Origin of the sequence: Ralstonia pickettii (assembly GCF_016466415.2) — a bacterium.
GTDB lineage: Bacteria > Pseudomonadota > Gammaproteobacteria > Burkholderiales > Burkholderiaceae > Ralstonia > Ralstonia pickettii.
Genome location: NZ_CP066772.2, coordinates 1,110,731 through 1,135,316, shown reverse-complemented (window position 1 = coordinate 1,135,316; position 24,586 = coordinate 1,110,731). Strand labels below are relative to the sequence as shown.

Sequence of the window (24,586 nt, the reverse complement as noted above, 5' to 3'; positions counted from 1 at the left end):
GATCAACCCACCCGCAAGTTGGGGTCGGCTTACAGCAGGAAAACTTACGTTGCCACTATCGGCGGCGTGTGGGCGATGGCGGAAACAACCTCCAGCAGCCCGCCTGGTGACGAAAGAAGACGATGGCAAGCGGGCGGGCGGATGTCGTCAGCTCCGCCCGTACGCAGCCGCAATCGACGCCGGGGCAATGCAGGCGCGTGATTCGCAGATGCGGCATATCGCTCAGGCCAAACCACTTGGTGACCAGCTCGCGCAACGAGGTGTCGCATTGGGGCATGGAGTTCTCCGGTGTCACGCGGCCCGAGCCTGCGGGTGTGCGGTCCGACATTCGGTCGAAAGCGCCAGCAGCATCAGCTTGAATAGCGTGCGCGCAGCTCGCACGGGGCTTTTCAGGCACGCCTCCACCTGTGCGCTGCGGCATTCTCCGAACAGGCACCACGAACAGAAGTGCTCGCAGTTGTTGGTCAGCAGCCGATAATTGCGCTCCCCCAGGCGTGAACCGGCACGGCGGGCGACTTCTTCACCGTCGTAGCAGGGGCTGGCGTCGCGCTGGATGGTCACTGCAAAACCGCATGCAAAGCAGCCAATGGAGATGCGCTCCACCGGCCCGCGGCGCTGACGGCGCGAGAAGCCGGCGTAGTGAATGACCTGCCCATTGCCGACATAGATGCCGTGGTGTTCGTACCCATCGCGGTCCGCTACAAGGTGTGCGCCAACAGGAAGCGCAGTGTCAAAAGCGGCGAGGTCTTGCGGCGCATTCCACAGGGCGATGCATTCGATGTTCCGGCTCATGGCGCGCTCCGTTGTACTGGCTGGGCGTTGTCGAGTTCTGGGGGGCGATGCGACAAGACGCTGCGCTGTTTGGTGGTGTGCCACCAGTATTGGCAGTGCACGCGGCGGCGTCATGCAGGCTGCGCTGAGAATACTGTCGGAGCCGCGGGTTTCCATGTCAGGAAAGCCTGACACGGCAGCCGGCACCTCAGAAGCGATGTGCTTGATGCGAGTCCCAAGCCGCGCCTGCGACGGCTACCGTGCGCCACCGTTGATCTGCCGCAAGGCGCTCCGGCACTGCCGTGCCACGATGAATCTGGTGACCCCAGGAACCCGGGGATTACTCATCAGGAGGCAGTCATGAGTCAACTCAAGCGTTATGACCCGTTCGCCATTGAACCGGTTGGCGATATCTTCCAGGGGCTTCTGCGCTCGGTGCGCGGCAGCATGGATAGCGTGCTGCCATTCAAGGTCGACGTGACGGAGTCTGACAAGGCATACAGCGTTGTTGCAGAAATCCCGGGGGCGAAAAAGGAAGATATCGACGTGACGGTCGATCGCGGTACGGTCATGATCTCGGCCAAGGTGGAGCGCACTTCCGAAGAGAAGGAAGGCGAACGCATCATCCGCAGCGAGCGCTACAGCGGCACCATGCAGCGCATGTTCACGCTGGATGCGGCAGTCGATGAGAGCAAGGTCGACGCCACGTACGAAAACGGACTGCTGCGTGTGACGCTGCCCAAGAAGGACGCCTCTCCACAGCAGCGCATCACGATTCGCTAGGCGCCAGGGGACTGTGGCATGCGGCTGCAATTTCTCGGCGCGACCGACACGGTAACCGGCTCGAAGTACGTGCTTGAGACCGGCGGGCGCAGGGTCATGGTCGACTGCGGGCTGTTTCAGGGCTACAAGTCGCTGCGTCTGCGCAACTGGGACAAGCTCGCCGTCAACCCGCATCACATCGATGCGGTCGTGCTTACGCATGCCCATATCGACCACAGCGGCTACCTGCCGCTGCTCGTGCGCAATGGGTTTCATGGTCCGGTCTATTGCACGAAAGGCACGGCTGAGCTGTGCAACATCCTGCTGCCTGACAGCGCTCGGCTTGCGCAGGAGGATGCACAGTACGCGAACGCCGAGGGGTTCTCGCGCCATCATCCCGCCTTGCCGCTCTATGACGAAAAGGACGCCGCCAGGGCGTTGCGCCGCCTGCATCCCGTCGGCTATGGCGAGCGCTTCTCCGTTGCCGAGGGCGTGGAAGCGGAGTTCCACCGTGCAGGACACATCATCGGTGCGGCCACGGCAACATTGCTGACCGAGGGGCGCCGCATTGTCTTCTCAGGCGACCTGGGGCGGCAGGTCGATCCCGTCATGCGGCCACCCGAGCCCATTGCGGAGGCCGATACCCTGTTGGTCGAATCGACCTATGGCGATCGCGTGCATCCGGCGGGAGACCCGCTCGATGCACTCGAGCGGGTTGTGCAGCGGACCATCGGGCAGGGCGGCACGCTGCTGATCCCGGCTTTCGCTGTGGGGCGTACGCAGGAGCTTCTGTATTGCCTTTACATGCTGATCCGCGAGCATCGGATTCCACATGTGCCGATCTACCTCGACAGCCCGATGGCCGAACTGGCGACGGGGGTGTTTGCGCATCATATTGACGATCTGCATATCGAGGCTGCCGACTGCCAGGCCGCCTGTGCATTGGCCATTCCGGTGCAGAGCCCAGAACAGTCGAGGCATCTTGGGAACGATCGCGCGCCCAAGATCATTCTTGCGGCAAGCGGCATGGCAACCGGCGGGCGGGTGCTGCATCACCTCAAGAACTTTGGCGGCGGCAAGCGCAACGCCATCCTGATGTCGGGCTTCCAGGCCGCCGGCACGCGGGGCGCCGCGCTGCTGGCCGGTCAAAGGGCGTTGCGCGTGCACGGACGCGAGGTTGCCATCCGAGCCTCGGTTGAGCAGATCCAGAATCTGTCCGCCCACGCGGATGCCAATGAACTGATGACCTGGTTACGGGGCTTCACGCGGCCGCCACAGCAGACCTTCATCGTGCATGGCGAGCCAGCCGCCAGCGACGCCTTGCGCCAGCGCATCGAGCATGAATTGCAGTGGTCGGTCTGCATGCCGGAGTACCGCGAGTCCTACGAACTGGAGGGTGCATGACCGCCCCGACCGTTGCTCTGGACCCGCAGCGTGTGCTGATTGCCATGCCGGGCTGCGACACCGCCACCATGCGACTTGCCATCCCGCTGCGCGCAGAGTTGGGGCATACCGCAGTGACCCGCTTTCCGGACGGAGAGTCGTACGTGCGGCTTTACACACCCGTGCACGGCGCAGAAGCGGCCATTGTCTGCACACTCGATCGTCCCGACGAGAAGCTCTTGCCACTGCTCTGGCTCGCGATTGCCGCACGCCAGGGCGGGGCGCGCCGCGTTGGCCTGATTGCGCCGTACCTGCCGTATATGCGGCAGGACGTCATCTTCAATGCGGGCGAGATTCGCGCTGCGGAACACTTCGCCGCCTTGCTCAATCCCGTGTTCGACTGGCTTGTCACGGTGGATCCGCACTTGCATCGCATTTCGCATTTGTCGGAGGTCTATCGCGTGCCGACGGTCGCCGTGGAAGCCGCACCTGCCATTGCCGAATGGATTCAGACCCATGTACAGGCGCCGTTCCTGATCGGGCCTGACGAGGAAAGCAGGCAGTGGGTCGAGCAAGTAGCTGGCATGTGCGGGGCCCCATGGGCAGCATTGACCAAGACCCGACACAGTGCGTGGCACGTGGAAGTGACTGAGTTGCCGAACATTCCACCGCGGTGTGTGCCGGTACTCGTCGACGACATCATCTCGACCGGGCGCACGATGCTCGCCGCCGCAGGCTTGCTGCAGCGCGCGGGCAAACCGCAGCCGGTATGCGTAGGAGTGCATGCTGTGTTCGCCGCCGACGCGTACAGCCAGCTGTGTGCGGCCAGCGCCGAGGTGGTCACGTGCGACACGATCCCGCATCCTTCGAACCAGATTGCACTGACAGGGCCGCTGGTCGACGCCATTTCACGCATGTTTGATCGACCCCTGCCTTTGAGCAAGCAGATGCTTGTTTGACCGGGGCGCTTTCGTATCTGGAGGCCATCATGAAACAGATCAGGTTCCTGCCTGACGACCCGACATACTGCGCAGCGGGGCCGCACCTGCAATGCCGCGCGTCGGTCGATGGCTGCTCCGCAAGCTACGCAATCACGGCGGAAGCCCTCGAGGATCATTTTGGTGCGCTTTCCTGCCGGTCGGACGATCTGCTGAGCGCGTTCAAGGTGCACCGCGGAGATATCGAAGAAGTTGCACGCCTTCTGTTCGAGCAAACAGGTTCCAAGGAGATCACGCTGCACAGCGGGCACTTCCGGTTCGCTGGCTGACATGCCTGTCATGACCACCGTCTCCATGCCCCCAGTTGACGCGTCCATTGCACCGCTGGGATGCCTCAGGTTCAAGGCGCTTGGCATTGACACGTGGCAGGAGCACGTCATCTACATGCACCCGGACAGCGCGATCTGCCGGTCCGAGGGCTTTGCCGCGCAGGCCCGTGTGGAAGTCCAGATCGGGCAGCGATCGCTGATCGCCACGCTGAACCTCGTGGGCTCGGGGTTGCTGGAAAAGCATGAGGTGAGCCTGTCAGCCAGCGCAGTCGATTCGTTGATGGCGCGCCCGGGTGACGAAGTCTGCGTCAGGCACGCGCCGTCGCTCGAGTCGCTGCGCGCCCTGCGGGCCAAGATCTATGGCGGACATCTGGACGCCAAGCAATTGCAGGAGATCATTGCTGACATCTCGCATGAGCGTTATGCCGATGTCCATATCGCGGCATTCCTGAGTGCCTGCGCATCTGGTCGCATGACCATCAAGGAGACCATCGACCTCACACAAGCAATGGTCGACTCGGGTGAGCGCCTGCAGTGGGATCGCGCCGTCGTGGCAGACAAGCACTGCGTGGGCGGTCTGCCCGGCAATCGCACCAGCCCCATCGTGGTTGCCATCTGTGCGGCGGCGGGGCTGCTGCTGCCTAAAACGTCGTCACGCGCCATCACCTCGCCTGCGGGTACCGCCGACATGATGGAAACGCTCACCCGCGTCAACCTGAGCGCGGCAGAGTTGCGATGCGTTGTGGGGCAGGTTGGGGCATCGCTCGCGTGGGGCGGCGCATTGAGCCTCAGCCCCGCGGACGACGTCTTGATTCGGGTGGAAAGGGCACTGGACGTCGACAGCGATGCCCAGCTTGTGGCGTCCATTCTCTCCAAGAAGATCGCGGCCGGGTCGACCCATGTGTTGATCGACGTGCCTGTGGGGCCGACGGCCAAAGTCCGCAGTGTCGAAGACCTTGAACGCCTTGAAATGCTGCTCAAGCGTGTGGCGCAAGCTTTTGGGGTGCAGGTGCTGATGGTGCGCACGGATGGCGCGCAGCCCGTTGGCCGCGGGATCGGCCCTGCGCTGGAAGCAAGAGATGTTCTGGCTGTACTCCAACGGACCCCTACCGCGCCGTTCGACTTGCGGGAACGGTCTCTATTGCTGGCCGGCGCATTGCTGGAGTTTTGCGGTACGGCTGTTGCCGGAACGGGGCTTGTCATGGCAACCGACCTGCTGGACAGCGGTGCTGCATGGCGAAAGTTCGAAGCGATCTGCGAGGCGCAGGGTGGCTTGCGCATCCCCGGAGAAGCCGTGTTCCGCCGCGACGTCGTTGCCGAGCAAAATGGCATCGTCACCCACATCGACAACCGCCACCTTGCCCGCATTGCAAAGCTTGCGGGCGCGCCGATGCGTCAAGTCGCGGGCGTACAGATGCATGTGCGACTACGGGATCAGGTGAGCGTGGGGCAACCGCTGTTCACGATCCACGCGCAGGCCTCGGGCGAGCTGGAGTATTCGTCGGCATATGCATTGACGCATGCTGTGGTGGGGCTGTCTCCGATTGGCGTGGGCTGACATCGGGCTGTCTCCGCCTACCCGCTGGCGGTGCAGCGCGGCTGAACGGACGAGCGCGCAAGCACCGGTTGGGGCCCTGCACTTGCCAGCCTGCTGAACGCCGAAAGCCACCCGCCCGGCCCAAGCATGATCTGCAGTAACTTTCCTTACCACTCAACGTACTCTGGATAACGCTATGCAATCCGACCTGAAGTACTCCCGTCCCCTGCGCGCGCTCCATTGGCTCGTGGTTCTGGCGGTGTTGATCGCCGTCGCGGCGATCGAAGTTCTCGATTTCTTCCCGAAAGGCAGCGCCGGGCGTGCCGCTCTCTTCATGCTCCATCAGACAGCGGGGCTCTCCGTGCTCGCTTTGATGGTGTTGCGCCTGTTGGCCCGGGTGGCCACGCAGGCCCCGCCTCCCGTTCCGGGCACACCGCTGATTCAGCTTGCAGCACGACTCACGCATGGCGCGCTCTATGCACTGATGGTTGGGATGCCCCTTCTGGGCCTGTTGGCACTGGCCTGGGGTGGCAAGCCGATCCAACCGTTCGGGCTGGATCTGCCGCTGGCGGTTGCACAAGACAAGACGTTGGCGCACTTGGCCAAGGAGGTGCATGAGTCGGGCGCCACGCTGGTCTATATCGCGGTGGGGCTGCATGCCGCCGCGGCGCTCTGGCACGAATTCATCCTGAAGGATCGGCTGCTGCGCCGCATGATCTAGCGCACATGAAAACTGCGCCGACAGGAGGCTCAATGATGCACTCCACGCGCTTGCTCGCCAACGTAGCATTGCTTGCCGTGTCGGCGCTGACTCTGGCGGCCGGGTTGTGGGCACGGTACCTCGGTGCCGATGTCCTGGCGTGGCAACTCTGGCTGATTGGTGTCGTTCCAAACTGGCTGACCCTGGTCGTCACGATTGTTCGGTCACTGATGCGACGGCAGGCCGGCGTGGATGTTCTGGCAGTGATATCGATCAGCTTTGCGCTCCTGTCCGGCGAGGTGCTGGTCGCAGCGGTCATTGCGTTGATGCTCGCGACGGGGCGCGCGTTGGAAGACTTCGCGCAAGCGCGTGCGCAGCGCGAGATGACCGCGTTGCTCGGCCATGCACCCAAGCGGGCCAATCGCTTCGCCGACGGGCAGTGGCACCAAGTCAGTCTGGAGAAGGTGCAAGCGGGTGACCGGTTGCTGGTGCGGCACGGTGAAGTCGTGCCGGTGGACGGCACCTTGTCCGGGCCTGCCGATCTCGATGAATCCACGTTGACCGGAGAATCGCTCACCCGCCATCGTTTGACGGCCGATGCCATTTGCAGCGGCGTGCTGAATGTGGGCGCCGCTTTCGAGATGATCGCGAGTGCATCCGCCGAAAAGAGCACATTTGCGGGCGTTGTCCGGCTAGTCAGTGCGGCGCAGTCCGAGCGCAGCCCTTCCGTAAGGCTTGCTGACCGGTACGCCTTTGCCTTTGGGGGCGTCGCCGTTCTCCTCGCTGGGGCAAGCTGGATTCTCACGGGTGATTCGGCGCGTTGTCTTGCCGTGCTTGTCGTGGCTACGCCGTGTCCGCTTATCCTGGCAGTGCCCGTCGCCATCGTTTCAGGGCTGTCGCGTTGTGCCAAGCGAGGCGTGCTGGTCAAAGGCGGCGGCGCGCTGGAGCGGCTGGCGTTGGCCGACACGCTGTTCTTCGATAAAACTGGCACGCTCACCAGCGGATTTGCACGACTGGTCGATGTTGAATGCGCACCGCACTACGCGTCCGATGTTGTGCTGGGCCTGGCCGGGTCAATCGCACAGGCATCGAATCACGTCACGGCAGAAGCCGTCGCCAAGGCTGCGCGCGAACAGGGTGCAAAGCTGCGACTGCCGAGTGGGGTTGTCGAGAGTCCGGGCGCTGGCGTTTGCGGCCGCGTTGACGGACATGTCGTCTCCATCGGCTCATTGCCTTATGTCCTGGGCTCGTCCGCCGAGCCGTCCTGGGTGGAAGCGTTCGCCAAGCGCGTGAGCTATGCCGGTGCGTCGGCTGTCTTTGTCGGCGTCAATGGTGAACTCGTGGGCGCATTGCAGTTGATTGACCGCGTTCGCCTTGAGGCACCTCGTGCGCTCCGGCTCCTGCGTCGAGAGGGCATCAAACGGCAAGCGATGTTGACCGGGGATCGGGCAGATGTTGCCGAATCTGTTGGATCCATGTTGGGGGTGACGGAGGTCCATGCGGCCCTGTCGCCAGCGGCCAAGCTCGCGGTGATTCGGGGCGCCCGCGCCGACGGCAAGGTGATCATGGTCGGTGATGGCGTCAACGATGCACCTGCGCTCGCCGCGGCGGACATTGGCGTGGCGATGGGTGCGCGCGGCGCTGCGGCCTCTTCGGAAGCTGCAGACATTGTCTTGTTGGTCGACCGCCTGGATCGGCTCGTTGACGCGGTCCGGATAGCGCACCGTACACGCAGCGTGGCACTGCAGAGCGTGATGATCGGCATGTCGTTGTCGCTGGCAGCCATGGTTGTCGCAGCGCTGGGCCATCTACCACCGTTGGCGGGCGCCATGCTGCAGGAGCTCATCGATGTATTGGCGATCGCCAGCGCGTTGAGAGCGCTGTTGCCCACGCCAGATGAAGCGACCCGTTCACTCGTCTGCGCAGACGTCGAGCGCCTCAAGGCTGAACACGCCGAGCTGGAGCCCATTCTGAGCCGGATCCGCTTGGTCGCAGACGCGCTGCCCCATATGGGAGGCAGTGCCGCAAAAGGCGCGCTGCTATCGCTCAACCAGTCCTTGGCTGACGTCCTGGTACCACATGAGCGCCGAGACGATACCCAGCTCTATCCGGACGTCGCCCGCCTGCTCGGTGGAGACGACCCGATGGCGGCAATGAGCGCCATGCATCGCGAGATATTCCGCGTGACGAACCTGTTGGGCCGAATCGTGGCGGATGTTTCCGCCGACGGCCCCGATGCCGCTGTGACGCAAGAGCTGCAACGCTTGCTGTATGGGCTCGATGCCATCCTGCGGCTGCATTGCGCGCAAGAAGACGAACTGTTCCATGTGCTCGGTGGGGAGGCTTGATCAACATGGCAAACCTGCTTGCGTTGTTCGGGACAGTCTTCTTGCTCAATGTGATGCCGGCCTTCGCACCGCCGACGTGGATGGTGATGTCATGGGTCGGCTTCTCGCGACCCGAGGCCGACCCCGTGATTCTTGCAGGCGTTGCCGCTTGTGCAGCGACGGTCGGCCGGCTGGTGCTGGCGCGGCTCTCTTGCTCACTCGTGCGCAACCGCTGGATGCGCGAGGCCGATCGCCAGAACATCGATGTGGTGCGCGCCTGGCTGGAAGACCGCAAAGGTATGACGGTCGGCCTGATGCTCGCATACGCCTTCAGCCCGTTCCCGTCCAACTACATCTTCATTGCTTACGGCTTGACTGGGATGCGGTTATGGCTGATCGGCCTGCCGTTCTTCGTTGGCCGCTGGGTGAGCTACCTGACCTGGACGCACATTGCCCAGATTGGCGCGCGCTATCTAGATGAGGAAACAGAGATCGACGGGGCGTATATGGGTGTGTACTTCGTCGTGTCGCAGGTCGTGTTTCTGGCGCTCGTCTATGGGTTTGCCAAACTGGATTGGCAGCACTTGTTGCAAACGAAGCACCTGCGATGGCGGCGACGGGAATCGATTGCATCTCCCGCCAAAGACACACGGACAAAGGTCGAGCGCTGAGCAGGGTGCATTGGCAACGAGCCTGAGACGTATTGCCGACACGCTGGGCCCGCAGGGATCGCGTCCACAGCGGTTGAGGTACGTCAACGCCTTGCGGGCGAATACAAGTAGCCTGAAAGAACCAGTGCGTTGCCCCTCTCTTCTTCGCCCGGCAAACCTTGCCAAGACATGGGCAGCAGAGCTTGATCAGTCAGGCATGCACTACGCCCCCGAGCGCCTTGCAGGAGATCGATATGTCGGCCTGGGCAATTGAACAGCACCGTGGCTGCTCCATTCATATTCTGGTGGTCGTTGGGCGTAGCGATGGATTCAAGTACGCCTACACCGGCTTTGTCTGCTCGCCAAAACAAGCCGCGTTGGAGTATCCGAAACTGGAGCGTTTCCACCACGTCTCTCCGGATTTTGATTCTGTGGATGTTGCCATTGCGGCAGGCATGCAGGTGGGGAGGGCGATTGCAGAACGCTGGACGTCGCATTCAGCGCAGCACCAAACATCTGAGCGGCCCACTCGCCCGCCCTCCTAGCAGACCGGTGTGTTGTGGAAACGGTGTTCAATATTCAGGCCGTCAGCAAGGTCTACCCAATGGGGAGCGTGAGCGTGCGCGCTCTGGAACACGTCGACCTCGAACTCGGGCCGGGTGAAATCGTTGTGCTGCTCGGGGCGTCGGGTAGCGGAAAATCCACGCTACTCAACCTGATGGGCGGGCTGGATACACCAACGAGCGGTTCCATCGTGTATCGGGACCACGATCTTTCCCACGCGGGAGACCGGGGCCTGACGCGCTTCCGACGGGAACATGTTGGATTCGTCTTTCAGTTCTACAACCTGATTCCAAGCCTGACTGCCCGCGAGAACGTCGCACTGGTGACGGACATCGCGGAGCATCCGCTGGATCCCACTGAGGCTCTGAACAGGGTCGGGATCGGGACGCTTGCGGACAACTTTCCCTCGCAGATGTCGGGTGGTGAGCAGCAACGCGTTGCCATCGCCCGCGCGGTCGCAAAACGGCCAGATGTCCTTCTGTGCGATGAGCCGACCGGCGCACTGGATTTCCGGACCGGGCAACTGGTGCTGGAGGTGCTCGAACAGGTGAACCGCGAGTTCGGCACCCTGATCGTGATCGTCACGCACAACGCCGTCATCGCCGACATGGCGGATCGTGTCGTTCGTATGAGCAGCGGCACCATTGTCGAGCACCGCCGAAACGGGCAGCGTGCCCGAGTCGGAGACCTGGCATGGTGAGCATGCTTGTCCGGCTACTCTGGCGAGACCTCTGGCAAATGCGGGCGCAGGTCTTGGCGGCAGTCCTCGTTGTCGGATGTGGTGTCGCCACGTTTGTTGCGATGCGCAGCACCTATCTGGCTTTGTTGAACGCCCAGCAGGACTACTACGCGTCATACCGTTTTGCCGATCTCTTCGTCCATCTGAAGCGCGCACCACTGGAGATTGCCTCGCGCGTTGCTGCATTGCCTGGAGTGTCACATGTGGACGCACGCGTAGTGTCAGATGTCACGGTCGACATACCCGGCCTTTCCGAGCCAGCCACGGCGCGCCTCGTTTCCATCCCGGAGCTCGGTTGGCCCGCGCTCAACCTGCTGCACCTTCAAAGCGGCCGATACATTGCGCCGGGCAGAGAGGATGAGGTGTTGGTCAGCGCGGCCTTCGCAGAGGCCAACAGCCTGCGAGCGGGCGAGTACTTCAGCGCCATCCTGAACGGCCGCTGGAAGCGCCTGCACATTGTTGGTCTTGCAATCTCGCCGGAGTATGTCTACGAGGCAGGCGCGGGCTCCATCTTCCCGGACAACCGCCATTACGGCGTAGTCTGGATGGGAGGGAATGCGGTTTCGGCAGCGTTCCGCATGGATGGCGCCTTCAATGATCTCGTGCTGTCTCTCGATGGCAGCGTGCCCGCGCCGCACGTCATCGCGCAAATCGATCGAACGTTGTTGCCGTACGGCGGACTTGGAACAATCAGCCGCGATCACCAACTATCGAATCGGTTCATTACCGACGAGATCGCACAGAACCGCGTGACTGCCACCTATGTGCCAGCCATCTTTTTTCTGGTCGCAATATTTCTGCTGCAGAACGTCCTGACCCGACTCATCGATACACAGCGCTCACAGATCGGCTTGATGAAGGCGTTTGGATACGGTGACCTTTCAGTCGGTTTGCATTACCTGCAGCTCGGATGCGTCGTTGCTGCGGCAGGCACCGTTGTCGGTATTGGAGGGGGATTGGCGTTAGGGACATATCTAACCGACCTCTACGCCCGGTACTACCGGCTGGCCCACCTCGAGTTTCGCGCCGATTTTTCGACGATGGCCTGGGCGTTCTTCATTAGCTTTGGAACGGCGGTTGGCGGTGCCATCGCGAGCACTGCGAAAGCCATGAGATTGATGCCCGTCGAGGCGCTTCGCGCGGTCGTTCCGCCAGCGTTTTCAGTGGGCTGGGTAGAGCGGGCGGGCATCTACCGGCAAATGAGCGTGGTGTGGCGAATGATTGCGCGCAATATCGCGCGTCAGCCCGTCAAGTCGCTTCTTGGTTCTTTGGCCATTGCGTGCGCAAGCGCAATTCTTGTCGTCGGCGGGTTTTTCTTCGATTCAATCGATTTCCTTTTCGATACCCAATTCCAGCAAATCGAGCGGCAGGATGTGACGGTGGCCTTTTCTCAACCCTTATCCCACCGCGCCATCTACGCAATAGAGCGTCTGCCCGGCGTGCTGAAGGTCGAGGGGTTCCGCGATGTACCGGTCAAGCTATCCGCGGGGTATCGGTCTCGGCGCGTCTCGCTGAGTGGAATCGCTCAGAAGGCGGATCTGCACAGGCTAATTGATGACGAGGGCAGACCGTTGCATATGCCCCCGGACGGCTTGGTGGTTTCGGCCCGACTCGCCGCCGTTCTTGGCATAAGACCTGGTGATCCGATCACGATCGAAGTGCTTGAAGGAGAGCGTCAAACCAGGCAAGTCACGTTGATGCGGCTGTCCGGAGATCTGGTGGGCGTCGCGGCCTACATGGACCAGCATGCACTGGCAAAGCTGCTTGGGGAGGGTGGAAACTGGTCAGGTGCTAGGCTGCCCGTCGATCAGCATGCGGCTGCCCATCTGTATGCGACGCTCAAGCGTCTGCCAGCGGTGAATGCAGTGGCGGTTCGCCAGTCCGTCATCGCCAGCTTCCGCAAGATCATGGACGAGAGCGTTCGTCTGTCCACGTCCATCAACTTCGCCTTTGCCTGTGTGATCGCGTTTGGTGTGGCGTTCAACGGCATGCGCATCGCTTACTCGGAACGTGTTCAACAGTTGGCTTCCCTGCGCGTGCTCGGGTTCACGCAGGCCGAAGTCGCGTGGATTCTGCTCGGGGAGCAGTTTGTGCTCACCGCCATTGCGCTGCCAGCCGGACTTTTGCTTGGCTACGGCGTGTGCGGGCTCCTCTCTACACGGCTGGCAACCGACTTGTACCGGCTTCCGCTCGTGGTTCACGCCGCGACCTTCGCTTACGCATTCGTTGTAGCCGGTGGCGCGGTCGTGTGTTCGGGGCTGCTGGTGGCGGCCAAGATCAGACGGTTGGATATCGTCGCAGTGCTCAAGGCAAGAGAATCATGAAGCGTGGTGGCCTGCGAAAGACGCTCGCACTTGCAAGTGCTGCGCTGGCGCTGGCATTGGCGCTCACGTACGCACTCTGGCCGGTACCTGCGGCCGTGGACAGAGGGCGTGTCACCCGTGGACCGCTTCAAGTCACGATCGATGAAGACGGCGAAATCCGTGCGCATGATCGTTACGTCATCACTGCGCCCATCACAGGCCGACTGCTTCGCGTTGAACTGCATGAAGGCGATCAGATTAAGGCAGGGCAGGTGATCGCCGTTCTGGTGCCGGCGCCGATGACTCCGGGAGAACGAGCGACCCAACGCGCACGTGTTGATGCGGCAGAGGCAATTTTCAGTGAGGCCCAGGCGCGGGCCGCGCATGCGCGGGCAGACTACGACCAAGCCCGCCGAAACTTGGACCGGGGCGAAACGCTTTTGAGCAGCGGTGCCATGTCCAGGCAGGAAGTGGAGCAGATGCGGACCATGGCTGCATCAAGTGCCAGCGATCTGACAGCAGCACGCGCAAGAGAAACGTCCGCCGCCGCCGACGTTCGTGTCGCCATGGCAAATTTGAAGGCGCTGGAAGCCGGGCAACCCGTTGAAGTCCGTGCCCCGACCAACACCGTTCTGTTGCGCATCGAACAACAAAGTGAGCGCGTGGTGCTTGCAGGCGCGGCCCTGATGCTTCTGGCCGACCCCTCGCGCTACGAACTCGTCGTCGACGTGCTATCGACCGATGCGGTCAAGATCAGTCCTGGCATGCGCGTATCGGTAGTGGAGTGGGGCGGTCCGTTGGCCGTCAACGCCACGGTCCGGACAGTAGGTCCAGGGGCGTTTACCAAGGTGTCGGCGCTCGGGGTTGAAGAACAGCGCGTCCATATCGTGGCGGATCTTGTCGACCCGCCAGGCAGGTTGAATGATGGGTACCGCGTACAAGGGCGCATCGTCATCTGGGAACAACCCGACGTACTGAAGCTGCCGATTGGCGCGTTATTCCGCTGCGGCGGTAACTGGTGCACGTTTATCGTTAAGAACGGAAAAGCTGTACAGCGAATCATTCAGATCGGACAGCGCAACGCGGAGGAAGCCCAGGTGCTCGATGGGCTTCAGGACCACGACACCGTGGTCGTCTATCCTCCGCCCACGCTCAGTGACAGCATGAGCGTGCGCCCCCTGAACGCCCGTTGATTGCACGGAGGCTAGGGGCCTACGCGGCGCAGACGCAGCGCATTGGATACCGCCGCAACCGAACTCACGCTCATCGCGAGCGCCGCGCTCATGCGACACAGCAGCAAGCTGGCCCGCCGGATCTACTTCTGCCTCATGCCGCCCATACCCGGACCCATTCCGCGGCCCATGCCCATGCCCTAACCATCCATCATCATTTGCATCACCTCCTGCATCACGGCGGTGTTCCGTTCCATCATGCCTCGGCATGTGGGTTGGGGCGGGTGGCGTGGATTCGGCGGGGACAATACAAAGGTCGCACGAGCCCGGCTGATGCGCTGCTCAGCCGTTCATGCGCACGCGGTTACTTAGGTGGAGGCCGGCGAATTTGCCGGCCCCCACATGTCGCAGGGTCAATTCAAATCAAAGGCGAGACGACATGTACTGCTCCCGGACCGCCAGCCCGGCGTAAGGCAGGTTGCTCGCGGTGACGACTGCCACGTAGTCGGAAAATCGCCACTGCAAACGCGCGGTCTGCAGTGGCGATGCGCCCAGTACCGCTGGCGATGCATCACCCATTGTCGACGTTGGCATACCGAGCACATCTCGCAGCGCATGTCTAGCGCCATCCCAGGCGGCGGTTGTGTCGTTGGCGCTCATACCCCGCCGGTAGACGTCTACACCGATGAGATGGCCATTCGGACCGAAGCTGAGCCATAACTCGCTGACGGGCGGGCCGGCAAGACCGAGCTTATTGGCTTCGACGCCGCGACAACGAAGATAGCTGTAGCCGTGCTTGACATCTTCACAGGCTATGCGATTTTCGTGTGCCCACTGGCGGGCCTCCTCGGGGGTCGTGGCATCCAGTACGAACCCGCCGGGGACCGGGCGAGCCGGCGCGAACTTCACAGCCCGAAGGTGCGCTAGTCCGCTGGCGCGCAGCGCGCTGACTTGCTCCGCAGTGGTGTTGTCGACGGGGCACGGAACGCCAAGCATCGCGAGCACAGGACGAGCCGCCTTCAAGTGCATCGCACCGACCAGACCGATCGCAACCGTCAAGGCTGCAATGCCGGGCAGTGCGTAGCGGCGCAACCCGCTTCGCGGGCTCACTTGCAGTTCTGGGCGGTGTTAGGGCCCAGATACTGAGGCATGGTCGACACGATGGTCGACTTGAGGCCGGTGAGCACGGGTGCTACGCGAGAGATGTAGCCATCCGGAACGCCATCGGTCTTCATGACAGCGGCGGCATCGGTAATGAACTGATCGAACACACAGCCAGGGATGCCAACGTCAGAGTGTGCAGTGGCCATGTCGTCACACATCACGGTAGTGCCGTCCGCCGCGACTTGCCCCGGATAGCTGAAGGGGCCGCCAAACAGCGCTTTGAACTGGAGGTTCAGGCAGGCTTTGAGACGTCCGACCGTATCGTGTCCCGGCTTACCGATGTTTGCGAAGTACGGTGCTTCTTTGGGGTCCGCAAGCAGTCCGGACACCGCATCGTCGACCACCTTTGAAATGGCGGCCGGTGCGCTGGCATCTCCACCAAGCCCGGCCCACATGTCGGCATTTTGGGGAAATTGTGCTGTCGACGCCGTTGATGCCATCGCCTTGGGCGTGTCATCGCCCCCTCCGCAGGCACTCAAGGTCGCGGTGGTCAAGGTCAAAACCAGTAGCAGTGCTCGCTTCATGGGTCAATCTCCTTTGGCAGGGTATGGATCGGGCACTGCGCGGTTTATCTCAAGGGCTGCGCAGCGCTGGTTTGATATACGTCTGCCAGGCGATTTCGGATGCAGAATGGATCGAGCCAGCACGCCATTCATGCGCTCCACGCGTTCCGGGCGTGCCCCTTGGCCACACGTCGATCCGGCTCTGGCGGCAGCGACCAACACAGCCCCCGCTGTTCTGCCAGCGTGCGGCCGATCCGCCATCAGCACGGTAGCCGGCGTTCATGTAGCGTCCCCCTGCAGTTCGGCGAGCACAGCCGCGATCAACAACCCCGATCTGCGACCGCACGACGCTCTGAGCGTCGGCAACCATCGGTTCGGAGGATGTCGACGATCTTTCTGATGCAAAGTCAACTCAATTCTGTGAACCACCAATGCGTTGTCGCATGTTCTGTTTGTGCATCCGATAGCCGGTTGGATTCGTATATCGATTGCTTCCACATTGCGAAGCGCCACGATAGAGGTCAACGATGAAACGGTTTCAACTGGCAGGGTTGTCTGGTGTTCTGGTTTCTTTCGCAATCATTTCTGGCGGCTATGCGTCCGTAGCGGCGGCCGCAATGGGCGATAGCGAAGCGACCACCATGGTGGGCGGCGCTCCGATGTATCCGTCCAAGAACATTATTCAAAATGCGGTCAATTCGAAGGATCACACCACGCTTGTTGCTGCCGTGAAGGCAGGTGGCTTGGTCGATACGCTGTCCGGGGCAGGCCCATTCACCGTATTTGCACCGACCAACGAAGCCTTTGCGGCGCTGCCCGCCGGTACGGTCGATAAGTTGCTCAAGCCTGAAAGCAAGCCGACCTTGGTCAAGGTGTTGACCTATCACGTGGTGCCCGGCCGGCTCACGGCACAAGACCTGATGAAGGCCGTCGCCGATGGCGGCGGCAAGGCGATGCTCAAGACCGTCGAAGGTGATCCGCTCACCGTCATGCAGAAGGGCGACCATCTGACCGTCACCGACGACAAGGGCGGGGTCGCCATGGTCACTATCGGCAATGTGTACCAGTCGAACGGCGTGATTCACGTCGTGGACAAGGTATTGATGCCGTAATCCTTCCCGTGAAGCGCGGGGGCGAGTGCCCTCGCGCGCTCGGACTATGACGAGAGGAAAGGCAATGTCATCCCAACTTCGCTACGCTCAAGACGTTCGTTGCGGGAACAACGCCGGTGGTATACCTTTGCCACATCCCGTCATGGGCAACCGAGGCACGCGAAATCATATGCACGTTGTCGGAGCATCTTTGCCCGAAGCCGAGGGCACGATATCAGCGCGCCAGGAAGCCGTTCGGGAACGGCTCGTTGAGTTGCTCAAGCAAACTGGCGAAGGAAGTAAATCAGCGTTCGAAGAGCTCTACACGCTAACTTCTCCCAAACTCTATTCGTTGGCGTACGGAATCCTTCGCAGCTCAGGTGAAGCCGAAGACGTGCTGCAGGATATCTATGTCGCCATCTGGCAACGCGCCGACCAATTCGATCCTCATCGGGGGACCGCCATGACATGGCTGATCTCGCTGGCGAGGAACAAGTCGATCGATCGTCTTCGGCAATCGCGCGAGACCACCGGTGATGAGACGGACTGGGGCCAGATCGTCGATGAACGGGCAACGCCATCAGAAGTGGCGGACATGAGCCAGGAGCATCGACGCCTGGAGAGTTGCATTCGCAAGCTGGAGGGTCGCCAGCGTGGTGTGATCGTGGAAGCGTTCTATACAGGGGTGACTTACGCTGAACTCGCAGCGCGTCTGAGCGTGCCGGTCGGTACGATGAAAAGTTGGGTGCGACGCAGCCTGCTGCAACTGAAGATGTGCCTGGAGCAGCAGTCATGACGCCAGATCGCGATCTGGAGTGCGCTGAATACGTTCTCGGTTTGTTGGACACCGAGGAACGCAGCGCCGTGGAGCGTGCACTGCATGAAGATGCAGCCCTACAGGCAGCAGTCGATGCTTGGGAATTTCGTCTTTCTCCCCTTGGTGAGGCCGTCACCCCCAGGCAACCACCTGTGCGCGTGTGGAGGCGAATCGAGGCCGATCTGGGGCTTGTAGAGCGAACTGGCGCGCCTACGACTCTGCCAGCAGGGGCACAGATGCAGCGCTTTTGGAACAGCATTCGGTTCTGGCGCACGTTGGCGCTTGCAACGACTTTCGCAATGGTTGCTGTCGTCGCGGTGAATCTTTTCCTCGCAGCACCCCCTGAGGCGCCGTCTGGTTTGAAGTCAGCTTATGCTGCGGCTGCGATTGCAGATGACGATGGCGTGCCGCATTGGACCGCGACCGTCGACAAAGCAAAGCGCGAGATCATCGTCGTGCCGGCTGTCGCATTTCAGGTCTCGGACAGCGCTTCGACTGAGCTCTGGCTGATTCCAGAAAATAGCAAACCGATCTCGTTGGGAGTCTTCCCCTCCAATCGCTCGACTTCAATTGTGTTGTCGAAGGAAAATGCCGCCAAACTTAATGCCCGTTCAGCTCTGGCTGTTTCGGTAGAGCCCAAAGGAGGTTCTCCGACGGGCCAAGCGACGGGTCCTGTGGTGGGCAAGGGCGCGATGCATGAGACGTAATGAGATTGTCTATCTCTGCATGAATAACTCCATTGCAGCAACCTTGCTCGACACTGTTTGAAGCGTCGAGCAACGTCGTGGCCATGTAATCCCCCTTCGCGCTACTGGCGCATTTGCGCCTATACAACGCCGCCGTGAGCTCCCGCCTCCTTACACCGCGCGGCGCACCATCAATTCCTTGATCTTGCCGATGGCCTTGGTGGGGTTCAGACCCTTCGGGCACACATCGACGCAATTCATGATGGTGTGGCAGCGGAACAGGCGGTACGGATCTTCCAGGTTGTCCAGCCGCTCGCTGGTGGCCTGATCACGGCTGTCAGCGATGAAACGATACGCCTGCAGCAGACCGGCCGGGCCGACGAACTTGTCCGGGTTCCACCAGAACGACGGGCACGACGTCGAGCAGCTCGCGCACAGAATGCACTCGTACAGGCCATCAAGCTCTTCGCGCTCTTCCGGCGACTGCAGGCGCTCCTTCTCGGGCGGCGGCTCGTCGTTGATCAGGTACGGCTTGATCGAGTGGTACTGGTTGAAGAACTGCGTCATGTCGACGATCAGGTCGCGCACCACCGGCAGCCCCGGCAGCGGGCGCAGCACGATCTTCTCGGGCAGCTCACGCATGTTGGTCAGGCACGCCAGACCATTCTTGCCGTTGATGTTCATGGCGTCGGAGCCGCACACGCCTTCGCGGCACGAACGACGGAACGCGATCGACTCGTCGAGCTTCTTCAGCTTGACCAGCGCGTCGAGCAGCATGCGCTCGTGACCGTCGAGTTCTACCTCGTAGGTCTGCATGCGGGGCGCTGCGTCCTTGTCCGGATCGTAGCGATAGACTTCAAAAATACGCTTCATTTTTGCGGGTCCTTCTTATCCGTTAGAACGTACGCGCCTTGGGCGGCACCGATTCCACCGACAGCGGCTTCAACTGCACGGGCTTGTAGTCCAGGCGGTTGCCTTCGGAATACCACAGCGAGTGCTTCATCCAGTTTTCATCGTCGCGGTTCGGGAAGTCGCTGTGGGCGTGTGCGCCGCGCGATTCCTTGCGGGCGGCAGCCGACACCATCGTCGCCTTCGCCACTTCCACCAGGTTGGCCACTTCCAGCGCTTCGACGCGCGCGGTGTTGAACACCTTGGACTTGTCCTTCAGGTGGATGTTGCCAGCGCGCTCGGCCACTTCCAGGATGCGCTCGACGCCTTCATCCATCAGTTTCTGCGTACGGAACACGCCAGCGTGCGACTGCATGTTGCGACGGATGTCGTTGGCAACATCCTGCGCGTATTCGCCAGAGCTGGACGAATCGAGCTTCGCCAGGCGCGACAGCGCACGGTCGGCAGCGTCGGCCGGCAACGGCTTGTGCTCGCGGTTCTTCAGGTTCTGCGCAATGATGTGGTTGCCCGCCGAACGGCCGAACACCACCAGGTCGAGCAGCGAGTTCGTGCCCAGGCGGTTCGCGCCGTGCACCGACACGCACGAGCATTCGCCGATCGCGTAGAAGCCGTTGATGACCTCGTTCGGGTTGCCGTTCTTCGGCACCACCACCTGACCGTGATAGTTCGTCGGAATGCCACCCATCTGGTAGTGGATGGTCGGCACCACGGGAATCGGCTCCTTGATGGCGTCGACGTTGGCGAACTTCAGGCCAATTTCGCGGATCGACGGCAGGCGCTTCATGATGGTCTCGGCGCCGACGTGCGTCAGGTCGAGCAGCACGTAGTCGCCGTTCGGGCCGCAGCCGCGGCCTTCCTTGATTTCCTGGTCCATCGAGCGCGACACGAAGTCACGCGGCGCCAGATCCTTCAGCGTCGGGGCATAGCGCTCCATGAAGCGCTCGCCGTCCTTGTTACGCAGGATGCCGCCTTCGCCGCGCACGCCTTCCGTGATCAGCACGCCCGCGCCGGCCACGCCAGTCGGGTGGAACTGCCAGAATTCCATGTCTTCCAGCGGAACGCCTGCGCGCGCTGCCATCCCCAGGCCGTCACCGGTGTTGATGAAGGCGTTGGTGGAAGCCGCGTAGATTCGACCTGCACCGCCCGTGGCGAACAGCGTCGTCTTGGCTTCGAGGATGTAGACCTCGCCGGTTTCCATTTCCAGCGCCGTCACGCCCAGCACGTCGCCGTCCTGGTCGCGGATCAGATCCAGCGCCATCCATTCGACGAAGAAGTGGGTCTTGGCCCGCACGTTACGCTGATACAGCGTGTGCAGCAGCGCGTGGCCGGTACGGTCGGCCGCGGCGCAGGCACGCTGCACGGGCTTCTCGCCGTAGTTCGACGTATGGCCGCCGAACGGACGCTGGTAGATGGTGCCGTCGGCGTTGCGGTCGAACGGCATGCCGAAGTGTTCCAGTTCGTAGACCACGTTCGGCGCCTGGCGGCACATGAATTCGATCGCGTCCTGGTCGCCGAGCCAGTCGGAGCCCTTGACGGTGTCGTAGAAGTGATAGTGCCAGTTGTCTTCGCTCATGTTGCCCAGCGAAGCACCGATGCCACCCTGCGCCGCAACGGTGTGCGAGCGGGTGGGGAACACCTTGGACAGCACGGCCACGGAGAGGCCGGCTTCTGCCAGCTGCAGCGATGCGCGCATGCCCGAACCGCCCGCACCGACGATCACGACGTCGAATTTGCGGCGCGGCAGCCCAGTCTTGACTGCGACCATGTCTTAAACCCTCCAGAGAATCTGAGCTGCGTAGCCCGCACAACCGACGAGCCACAGAATCGTCAACACTTGCAGCGTCAAACGCACTGCCACGGGCTTCACGTAGTCCATCCAGATGTCACGCACACCGATCCAGGCGTGATACGTGAGCGACACGAACGCCAGGAACGTCAGCATCTTCATCCACTGGTTGGAGAACAGCCCCGCCCAGCTTTGGTACGACGTGTCTTTCGAGAGCAGGAACGCCGCCAGCAGCACGACGGTGTAGACCGCCATGATCACCGCGGTGACGCGCTGCGCGAGGAAGTCCTTCAGGCCGTAGTGCGCGCCCACAACGAGGCGCTTGGGACCAATATTGTTATTTGCCATCAGGGACTCCTCAGAACAGGCCGAACAGCTTGGCGCCGAACACGACGGTCAGCAGCAGGCTGACGATCAGCACGCTCACAGCCGACTTGGAAGCCGAGGTCTTGTCGGGGTCGCCTCAGAAAACGGAAAATAAAGCACGCTAAGCCGGTTGCAGCGGTCGTAGCGGCCTGAACTTGCCCGCGCCGATCTTGGCGCTGCTGCGCCAGAGGTAATCGCCGGTGAGGTTGATGTGCTCCCAACCGAGCGGCGACAGGTACTGCAACAGCGCGTCATCAACGGCATGGCCGTTGCCACGCAGCGCGTGCGCAGCCCGTTCCAGATAGACCGTGTTCCACAACACGACGGCAGCCGTTACCAGATTGAGGCCGCTAGCCCGGTAGCGCTGCTGCTCGAAACTGCGGTCGCGGATTTCACCCAGGCGGTTGAAAAACACTGCCCTGGCCAGCGCATTGCGCGCCTCGCCCTTGTTCAGGCCGGCATGCACGCGGCGGCGCAGTTCCACGCTTTGCAGCCAGTCCAGGATGAACAGCGTGCGCTCGATGCGGCCCAGCTCGCGGAGCGCCACGGCCAGGCCGTTCTGGCGTGGGTAGCTGCCGAGCTTTCGGAGCATCAGGGAGGCCGTCACCGTGCCCTGCTTGATCGAGGTGGCCAGCCGCAGGATTTCGTCCCAATGGGCGCGGACGTGCTTGATGTTGAGCGTGCCGCCGATCATGGGTTTCAGCGCGTCATAGGCGGCGTCGCCCTTCGGGATGTAGAGCTTGGTGTCGCCCAGGTCGCGGATGCGCGGCGCGAAGCGGAAGCCCAGGAGGTGCATCAGGGCGAAGACGTGATCGGTGAAGCCCGCCGTGTCGGTGTAATGCTCCTCGATCCGCAAGTCGGACTCGTGGTACAGCAGGCCGTCGAGCACGTAGGTCGAATCGCGCACGCCGACGTTCACGACCTTGGTGTGAAATGGCGCGTACTGGTCAGAAATGTGGGTGTAGAACGTCCGCCCTGGGCTGCTCCCGTATTTCGGGTTGATGTGGCCGGTGCTCTCGGCCTTGCTGCCGGTGCGGAAGTTCTGGCCGTCCGACGATGAGGTGGTGCCGTCGCCCCAGTGCTCGGCGAAGGGATGGCGGAACTGTGCGTTGACCAGATCGGCCAGCGCCGCCCCGTAGGTTTCGTCGCGGATGTGCCAGGCTTGCAGCCAAGCCAGCTTGGCGTAGGTCGTGCCGGGGCAAGACTCCGCCATCTTGGTCAGGCCCAGGTTGATCGCGTCGGCGAGGATCGTGGTCAGCAACAGGTTCTTGTCTTTGGCCGGGTCGCCCGATTTCAGATGCGCGAAATGCCGAGTGAAGCCCGTCCATTCGTCCACCTCCAGCAGCAGTTCGGTGATCTTGACGTGCGGCAGGATCATTGCCGTCTGGTCGATCAGCGCTTGGGCGGTGTCGGGTACCGCCGCGTCGAGCGGCGTGATCTTCAAGCCTGACTCGGTGATGATGGCGTCCGGCAGCTCGTTGGCCGTCGCCATACGGTTGACGGTGGCAAGCTGTGTTTCCAGCAGCGTCAGCCGGTCGTTCAGGTACCGGTTGCAGTCGGTGGCCACGGCCAGCGGCAATTCGCTGGCCTGCTTGAGGCTGGCGAATTTCGCGGGCGGCACCAGGTAGTCCTCGAAGTCCTTGAACTGGCGCGACCCCTGCACCCAGATGTCGCCGGAACGCAACGCGTTCTTCATCTCCGACAGCGCGCACAGTTCGTAGTAGCGCCGGTCGATGCCGGTGTCGGTCATGACCAGCTTCTGCCAGCGCGGCTTGATGAACTCGGTCGGCGCGTCGGCGGGCACCTTGCGGGCGTTGTCGCTGTTCATGCCGCGCAGCACCTCGATGGCGTCGAGCACGTCCTTCGCGGCGGGAGCGGCCCGCAGCTTGAGCACGGCAAGGAATTCCGGCGCGTAGCGGCGCAGCGTGGCGTAGCTTTCGCCGATGCGGTGCAGGAAATCGAAGTCCTCGGGCTGCGCAAGCTTCTGCGCTTCGGTGACGCTCTCGGCGAAGGCATCCCAGGACATGACGGCCTCGATGGCGGCGAACGGATCGCGGCCCGCCTGCTTGGCCTCGATCAGCGCCTGGCCGATGCGGCCGAACAGCCGCACCTTGGCGTTGATCGCCTTGCCGGACGCCTGGAATTGCTGCTGATGCTTGTTCTTGGCGGCGTTGAACAGCTTGCCCAGGATGCGGTCGTGCAGGTCGATGATTTCGTCGGTGACGGTGGCCATGCCCTCGATGGCAAGCGCCACCAGGGTGGCATAGCGTCGCTGCGCCTCGAACTTGGCCAGGTCGGCGGGCGTCATCTGGCCACCCTCACGGGCGATCTTGAGCAGGCGGTTCTGGTGCACCGACCGCTCGATGCCAGAAGGCAGGTCGAGCGCCTGCCACGCTTTGAGGCGTTCGATGTGTTCCAGCATGTGCCGCGAATTCGGTTTGACGGGCGATTGGCGCAGCCAGGCCAGCCAGGTCGTTTTGCCGTTGTCCCGACGCTTGAGCAGATCGTCGAGGCGGCGGCGATGCGCGTCCGACAGCGGTTCGGCCAAGGCATCGTAGATGCGCCGGTTGGCGCGGGTGATTGCTTCGGCGCTCGCCCGCTCGACGGCGTTGAGGGCAGGCAGAATGACCGACTGCTGCCGCAGGTGCTCGATCAAGGTGCTGGCCAGCACGATGCCCTTGTCGGTCTGCAAGGCCATCTCGGTCAGCAACTGGACGGCCTGCCGGTAGTGGCCCATGGTAAAGGGCTGGAAGCCGAACACCGTTTGCAGTTCGACCAGGTGCTCGCGCCGGGTCTGCTCCCGCTGCCCGTATTCGTCCCAGCTTTCGACGCTGACCTTGAGCTGGTCGGCGACCAGTTTCAACAAGGGCGGAAACGGCGGCTCATCGACGCCCAGGATGACACCAGGAAAGCGCAGGTAACAGAGCTGCACGGCGAAGCCCAGCCGGTTGGCCGGGCCGCGCCGCTGCCGGATGATGGAGAGGTCGGTTTCGCTGAACGTGTAGTGACGGATCAACTCATCCTTGGTGTCCGGCAACGCCAGCAGGCTTTCGCGCTCGGCGGCGGACAGGATTGAACGACGTGGCATA

Annotated in this window: 23 protein-coding genes and 1 pseudogene; 15 read left to right on the top strand and 9 right to left on the bottom strand. The window is 62.3% G+C overall.

The features are described from left to right. Window positions 1-55: 55 nt before the first annotated feature. Both RP6297_RS21365 and RP6297_RS21360 read right to left on the bottom strand, forming a co-directional pair. Entirely contained in the window at window positions 56-277 is a 222-nt protein-coding gene (locus tag RP6297_RS21365) for a hypothetical protein (RefSeq protein ID WP_009241738.1), read from the bottom strand. Window positions 278-291: 14 nt separating this feature from the next. Further along, complete coding sequence (locus RP6297_RS21360) at window positions 292-792, bottom strand: lecithin retinol acyltransferase family protein (RefSeq protein ID WP_009241737.1); 501 nt, start codon at window positions 790-792, stop codon at window positions 292-294. 339 nt (window positions 793-1,131) lie between these two features. Between RP6297_RS21360 and RP6297_RS21355 the strand changes: the two genes are divergently transcribed. The 12 genes from RP6297_RS21355 to RP6297_RS21300 all read left to right on the top strand — a co-directional run bounded on the left by RP6297_RS21355 (window position 1,132) and on the right by RP6297_RS21300 (window position 14,196). After that, on the top strand, window positions 1,132-1,554 hold the full coding sequence (locus RP6297_RS21355) for an Hsp20/alpha crystallin family protein (RefSeq protein WP_004634108.1): 423 nt from the start codon (window positions 1,132-1,134) through the stop codon (window positions 1,552-1,554). An 18-nt stretch (window positions 1,555-1,572) separates the two neighbouring features. Beyond that, window positions 1,573-2,937 (top strand): MBL fold metallo-hydrolase RNA specificity domain-containing protein, encoded by a 1,365-nt coding sequence (locus RP6297_RS21350; RefSeq protein ID WP_009241736.1) that lies wholly within the window; start codon window positions 1,573-1,575, stop codon window positions 2,935-2,937. Further along, complete coding sequence (locus RP6297_RS21345; protein WP_009241735.1) at window positions 2,934-3,875, top strand: ribose-phosphate pyrophosphokinase; 942 nt, start codon at window positions 2,934-2,936, stop codon at window positions 3,873-3,875. Before RP6297_RS21350 ends, RP6297_RS21345 begins: the two co-directional genes overlap by 4 nt. 29 nt (window positions 3,876-3,904) lie before the next feature. Beyond that, window positions 3,905-4,183 (top strand): DUF1488 family protein, encoded by a 279-nt coding sequence (locus tag RP6297_RS21340; RefSeq protein WP_009241734.1) that lies wholly within the window; start codon window positions 3,905-3,907, stop codon window positions 4,181-4,183. Window positions 4,184-4,193: 10 nt separating this feature from the next. Further along, complete coding sequence (locus tag RP6297_RS21335) at window positions 4,194-5,741, top strand: thymidine phosphorylase family protein (protein WP_009277618.1); 1,548 nt, start codon at window positions 4,194-4,196, stop codon at window positions 5,739-5,741. Between the two features lie 175 nt (window positions 5,742-5,916). Beyond that, the gene (locus tag RP6297_RS21330; RefSeq protein WP_009241732.1) at window positions 5,917-6,441 is read left to right on the top strand and encodes a cytochrome b; all 525 of its coding nucleotides are present in this window, start codon (window positions 5,917-5,919) and stop codon (window positions 6,439-6,441) included. Between the two features lie 35 nt (window positions 6,442-6,476). After that, complete coding sequence (locus RP6297_RS21325; RefSeq protein WP_037028901.1) at window positions 6,477-8,768, top strand: heavy metal translocating P-type ATPase; 2,292 nt, start codon at window positions 6,477-6,479, stop codon at window positions 8,766-8,768. A gap of 5 nt (window positions 8,769-8,773) precedes the next feature. Beyond that, window positions 8,774-9,418 carry a hypothetical protein gene (locus tag RP6297_RS21320; RefSeq protein WP_009241730.1) on the top strand — a complete coding sequence of 215 codons (645 nt, stop codon included), beginning with the start codon at window positions 8,774-8,776 and terminating at the stop codon, window positions 9,416-9,418. 233 nt (window positions 9,419-9,651) lie between these two features. Then, window positions 9,652-9,942, top strand: a complete 291-nt coding sequence (locus RP6297_RS21315; protein WP_009241729.1) for a hypothetical protein — start codon at window positions 9,652-9,654, stop codon at window positions 9,940-9,942. Window positions 9,943-9,956: 14 nt separating this feature from the next. Continuing rightward, window positions 9,957-10,661 carry an ABC transporter ATP-binding protein gene (locus tag RP6297_RS21310; RefSeq protein WP_009277617.1) on the top strand — a complete coding sequence of 235 codons (705 nt, stop codon included), beginning with the start codon at window positions 9,957-9,959 and terminating at the stop codon, window positions 10,659-10,661. Beyond that, window positions 10,655-13,024, top strand: a complete 2,370-nt coding sequence (locus RP6297_RS21305; protein ID WP_009241727.1) for an ABC transporter permease — start codon at window positions 10,655-10,657, stop codon at window positions 13,022-13,024. Before RP6297_RS21310 ends, RP6297_RS21305 begins: the two co-directional genes overlap by 7 nt. After that, a complete protein-coding gene (locus tag RP6297_RS21300; RefSeq protein ID WP_009241726.1) occupies window positions 13,021-14,196 on the top strand; it encodes an efflux RND transporter periplasmic adaptor subunit in 1,176 nt (391 codons plus the stop codon). Before RP6297_RS21305 ends, RP6297_RS21300 begins: the two co-directional genes overlap by 4 nt. Window positions 14,197-14,598: 402 nt before the next feature. On the opposite strand, the gene RP6297_RS21295 is transcribed toward RP6297_RS21300, so the two are convergent. Beyond that, window positions 14,599-15,267, bottom strand: a complete 669-nt coding sequence (locus RP6297_RS21295) for a hypothetical protein (protein WP_009277616.1) — start codon at window positions 15,265-15,267, stop codon at window positions 14,599-14,601. A 14-nt stretch (window positions 15,268-15,281) separates the two neighbouring features. After that, window positions 15,282-15,863 carry a globin family protein gene (locus RP6297_RS21290; protein ID WP_009241724.1) on the bottom strand — a complete coding sequence of 194 codons (582 nt, stop codon included), beginning with the start codon at window positions 15,861-15,863 and terminating at the stop codon, window positions 15,282-15,284. Between the two features lie 506 nt (window positions 15,864-16,369). On the opposite strand from RP6297_RS21290, the gene RP6297_RS21285 reads away from it, so the two are divergent. From RP6297_RS21285 to RP6297_RS21275, 3 genes are all read left to right on the top strand, one after another. Beyond that, complete coding sequence (locus RP6297_RS21285) at window positions 16,370-16,954, top strand: fasciclin domain-containing protein (RefSeq protein ID WP_009241723.1); 585 nt, start codon at window positions 16,370-16,372, stop codon at window positions 16,952-16,954. 64 nt (window positions 16,955-17,018) lie between these two features. Continuing rightward, entirely contained in the window at window positions 17,019-17,729 is a 711-nt protein-coding gene (locus RP6297_RS21280; protein ID WP_009241722.1) for a sigma-70 family RNA polymerase sigma factor, read from the top strand. Continuing rightward, entirely contained in the window at window positions 17,726-18,457 is a 732-nt protein-coding gene (locus RP6297_RS21275) for an anti-sigma factor (protein WP_009241721.1), read from the top strand. Before RP6297_RS21280 ends, RP6297_RS21275 begins: the two co-directional genes overlap by 4 nt. Before the next feature lie 150 nt (window positions 18,458-18,607). On the opposite strand, the gene RP6297_RS21270 is transcribed toward RP6297_RS21275, so the two are convergent. From RP6297_RS21270 to RP6297_RS21250, 5 genes and pseudogenes are all read right to left on the bottom strand, one after another. Further along, window positions 18,608-19,309, bottom strand: coding sequence for a succinate dehydrogenase iron-sulfur subunit (locus RP6297_RS21270; protein ID WP_009241007.1), 702 nt, complete (start codon window positions 19,307-19,309; stop codon window positions 18,608-18,610). Between the two features lie 22 nt (window positions 19,310-19,331). After that, on the bottom strand, window positions 19,332-21,110 hold the full coding sequence (sdhA, locus tag RP6297_RS21265) for a succinate dehydrogenase flavoprotein subunit (protein WP_009241008.1): 1,779 nt from the start codon (window positions 21,108-21,110) through the stop codon (window positions 19,332-19,334). A gap of 3 nt (window positions 21,111-21,113) precedes the next feature. After that, window positions 21,114-21,479: a succinate dehydrogenase, hydrophobic membrane anchor protein gene (gene sdhD / locus RP6297_RS21260; RefSeq protein WP_004637532.1), complete on the bottom strand. Its 366-nt coding sequence runs from the start codon at window positions 21,477-21,479 to the stop codon at window positions 21,114-21,116. A 10-nt stretch (window positions 21,480-21,489) separates the two neighbouring features. Next, window positions 21,490-21,585 (bottom strand): annotated as a pseudogene (locus tag RP6297_RS21255) (succinate dehydrogenase, cytochrome b556 subunit); the annotation flags it as partial. A gap of 33 nt (window positions 21,586-21,618) precedes the next feature. Then, window positions 21,619-24,585 carry a Tn3 family transposase gene (locus RP6297_RS21250; protein ID WP_001138070.1) on the bottom strand — a complete coding sequence of 989 codons (2,967 nt, stop codon included), beginning with the start codon at window positions 24,583-24,585 and terminating at the stop codon, window positions 21,619-21,621. Window position 24,586: the final 1 nt, after the last annotated feature.

What these genes read in the sequence shown, in the direction of transcription:
- RP6297_RS21365 (WP_009241738.1), bottom strand. Translation starts at nt 277, where the DNA reads ATGCCCCAATGCGACACCTCGTTGCGCGAGCTGGTCACCAAGTGGTTT.
- RP6297_RS21360 (WP_009241737.1), bottom strand. Translation starts at nt 792, where the DNA reads ATGAGCCGGAACATCGAATGCATCGCCCTGTGGAATGCGCCGCAAGAC.
- RP6297_RS21355 (WP_004634108.1), top strand. Translation starts at nt 1,132, where the DNA reads ATGAGTCAACTCAAGCGTTATGACCCGTTCGCCATTGAACCGGTTGGC.
- RP6297_RS21350 (WP_009241736.1), top strand. Translation starts at nt 1,573, where the DNA reads ATGCGGCTGCAATTTCTCGGCGCGACCGACACGGTAACCGGCTCGAAG.
- RP6297_RS21345 (WP_009241735.1), top strand. Translation starts at nt 2,934, where the DNA reads ATGACCGCCCCGACCGTTGCTCTGGACCCGCAGCGTGTGCTGATTGCC.
- RP6297_RS21340 (WP_009241734.1), top strand. Translation starts at nt 3,905, where the DNA reads ATGAAACAGATCAGGTTCCTGCCTGACGACCCGACATACTGCGCAGCG.
- RP6297_RS21335 (WP_009277618.1), top strand. Translation starts at nt 4,194, where the DNA reads ATGACCACCGTCTCCATGCCCCCAGTTGACGCGTCCATTGCACCGCTG.
- RP6297_RS21330 (WP_009241732.1), top strand. Translation starts at nt 5,917, where the DNA reads ATGCAATCCGACCTGAAGTACTCCCGTCCCCTGCGCGCGCTCCATTGG.
- RP6297_RS21325 (WP_037028901.1), top strand. Translation starts at nt 6,477, where the DNA reads ATGCACTCCACGCGCTTGCTCGCCAACGTAGCATTGCTTGCCGTGTCG.
- RP6297_RS21320 (WP_009241730.1), top strand. Translation starts at nt 8,774, where the DNA reads ATGGCAAACCTGCTTGCGTTGTTCGGGACAGTCTTCTTGCTCAATGTG.
- RP6297_RS21315 (WP_009241729.1), top strand. Translation starts at nt 9,652, where the DNA reads ATGTCGGCCTGGGCAATTGAACAGCACCGTGGCTGCTCCATTCATATT.
- RP6297_RS21305 (WP_009241727.1), top strand. Translation starts at nt 10,655, where the DNA reads ATGGTGAGCATGCTTGTCCGGCTACTCTGGCGAGACCTCTGGCAAATG.
- RP6297_RS21300 (WP_009241726.1), top strand. Translation starts at nt 13,021, where the DNA reads ATGAAGCGTGGTGGCCTGCGAAAGACGCTCGCACTTGCAAGTGCTGCG.
- RP6297_RS21290 (WP_009241724.1), bottom strand. Translation starts at nt 15,863, where the DNA reads ATGAAGCGAGCACTGCTACTGGTTTTGACCTTGACCACCGCGACCTTG.
- RP6297_RS21285 (WP_009241723.1), top strand. Translation starts at nt 16,370, where the DNA reads ATGAAACGGTTTCAACTGGCAGGGTTGTCTGGTGTTCTGGTTTCTTTC.
- RP6297_RS21280 (WP_009241722.1), top strand. Translation starts at nt 17,019, where the DNA reads ATGTCATCCCAACTTCGCTACGCTCAAGACGTTCGTTGCGGGAACAAC.
- RP6297_RS21275 (WP_009241721.1), top strand. Translation starts at nt 17,726, where the DNA reads ATGACGCCAGATCGCGATCTGGAGTGCGCTGAATACGTTCTCGGTTTG.
- RP6297_RS21270 (WP_009241007.1), bottom strand. Translation starts at nt 19,309, where the DNA reads ATGAAGCGTATTTTTGAAGTCTATCGCTACGATCCGGACAAGGACGCA.
- sdhA (WP_009241008.1), bottom strand. Translation starts at nt 21,110, where the DNA reads ATGGTCGCAGTCAAGACTGGGCTGCCGCGCCGCAAATTCGACGTCGTG.
- sdhD (WP_004637532.1), bottom strand. Translation starts at nt 21,479, where the DNA reads ATGGCAAATAACAATATTGGTCCCAAGCGCCTCGTTGTGGGCGCGCAC.
- RP6297_RS21250 (WP_001138070.1), bottom strand. Translation starts at nt 24,585, where the DNA reads ATGCCACGTCGTTCAATCCTGTCCGCCGCCGAGCGCGAAAGCCTGCTG.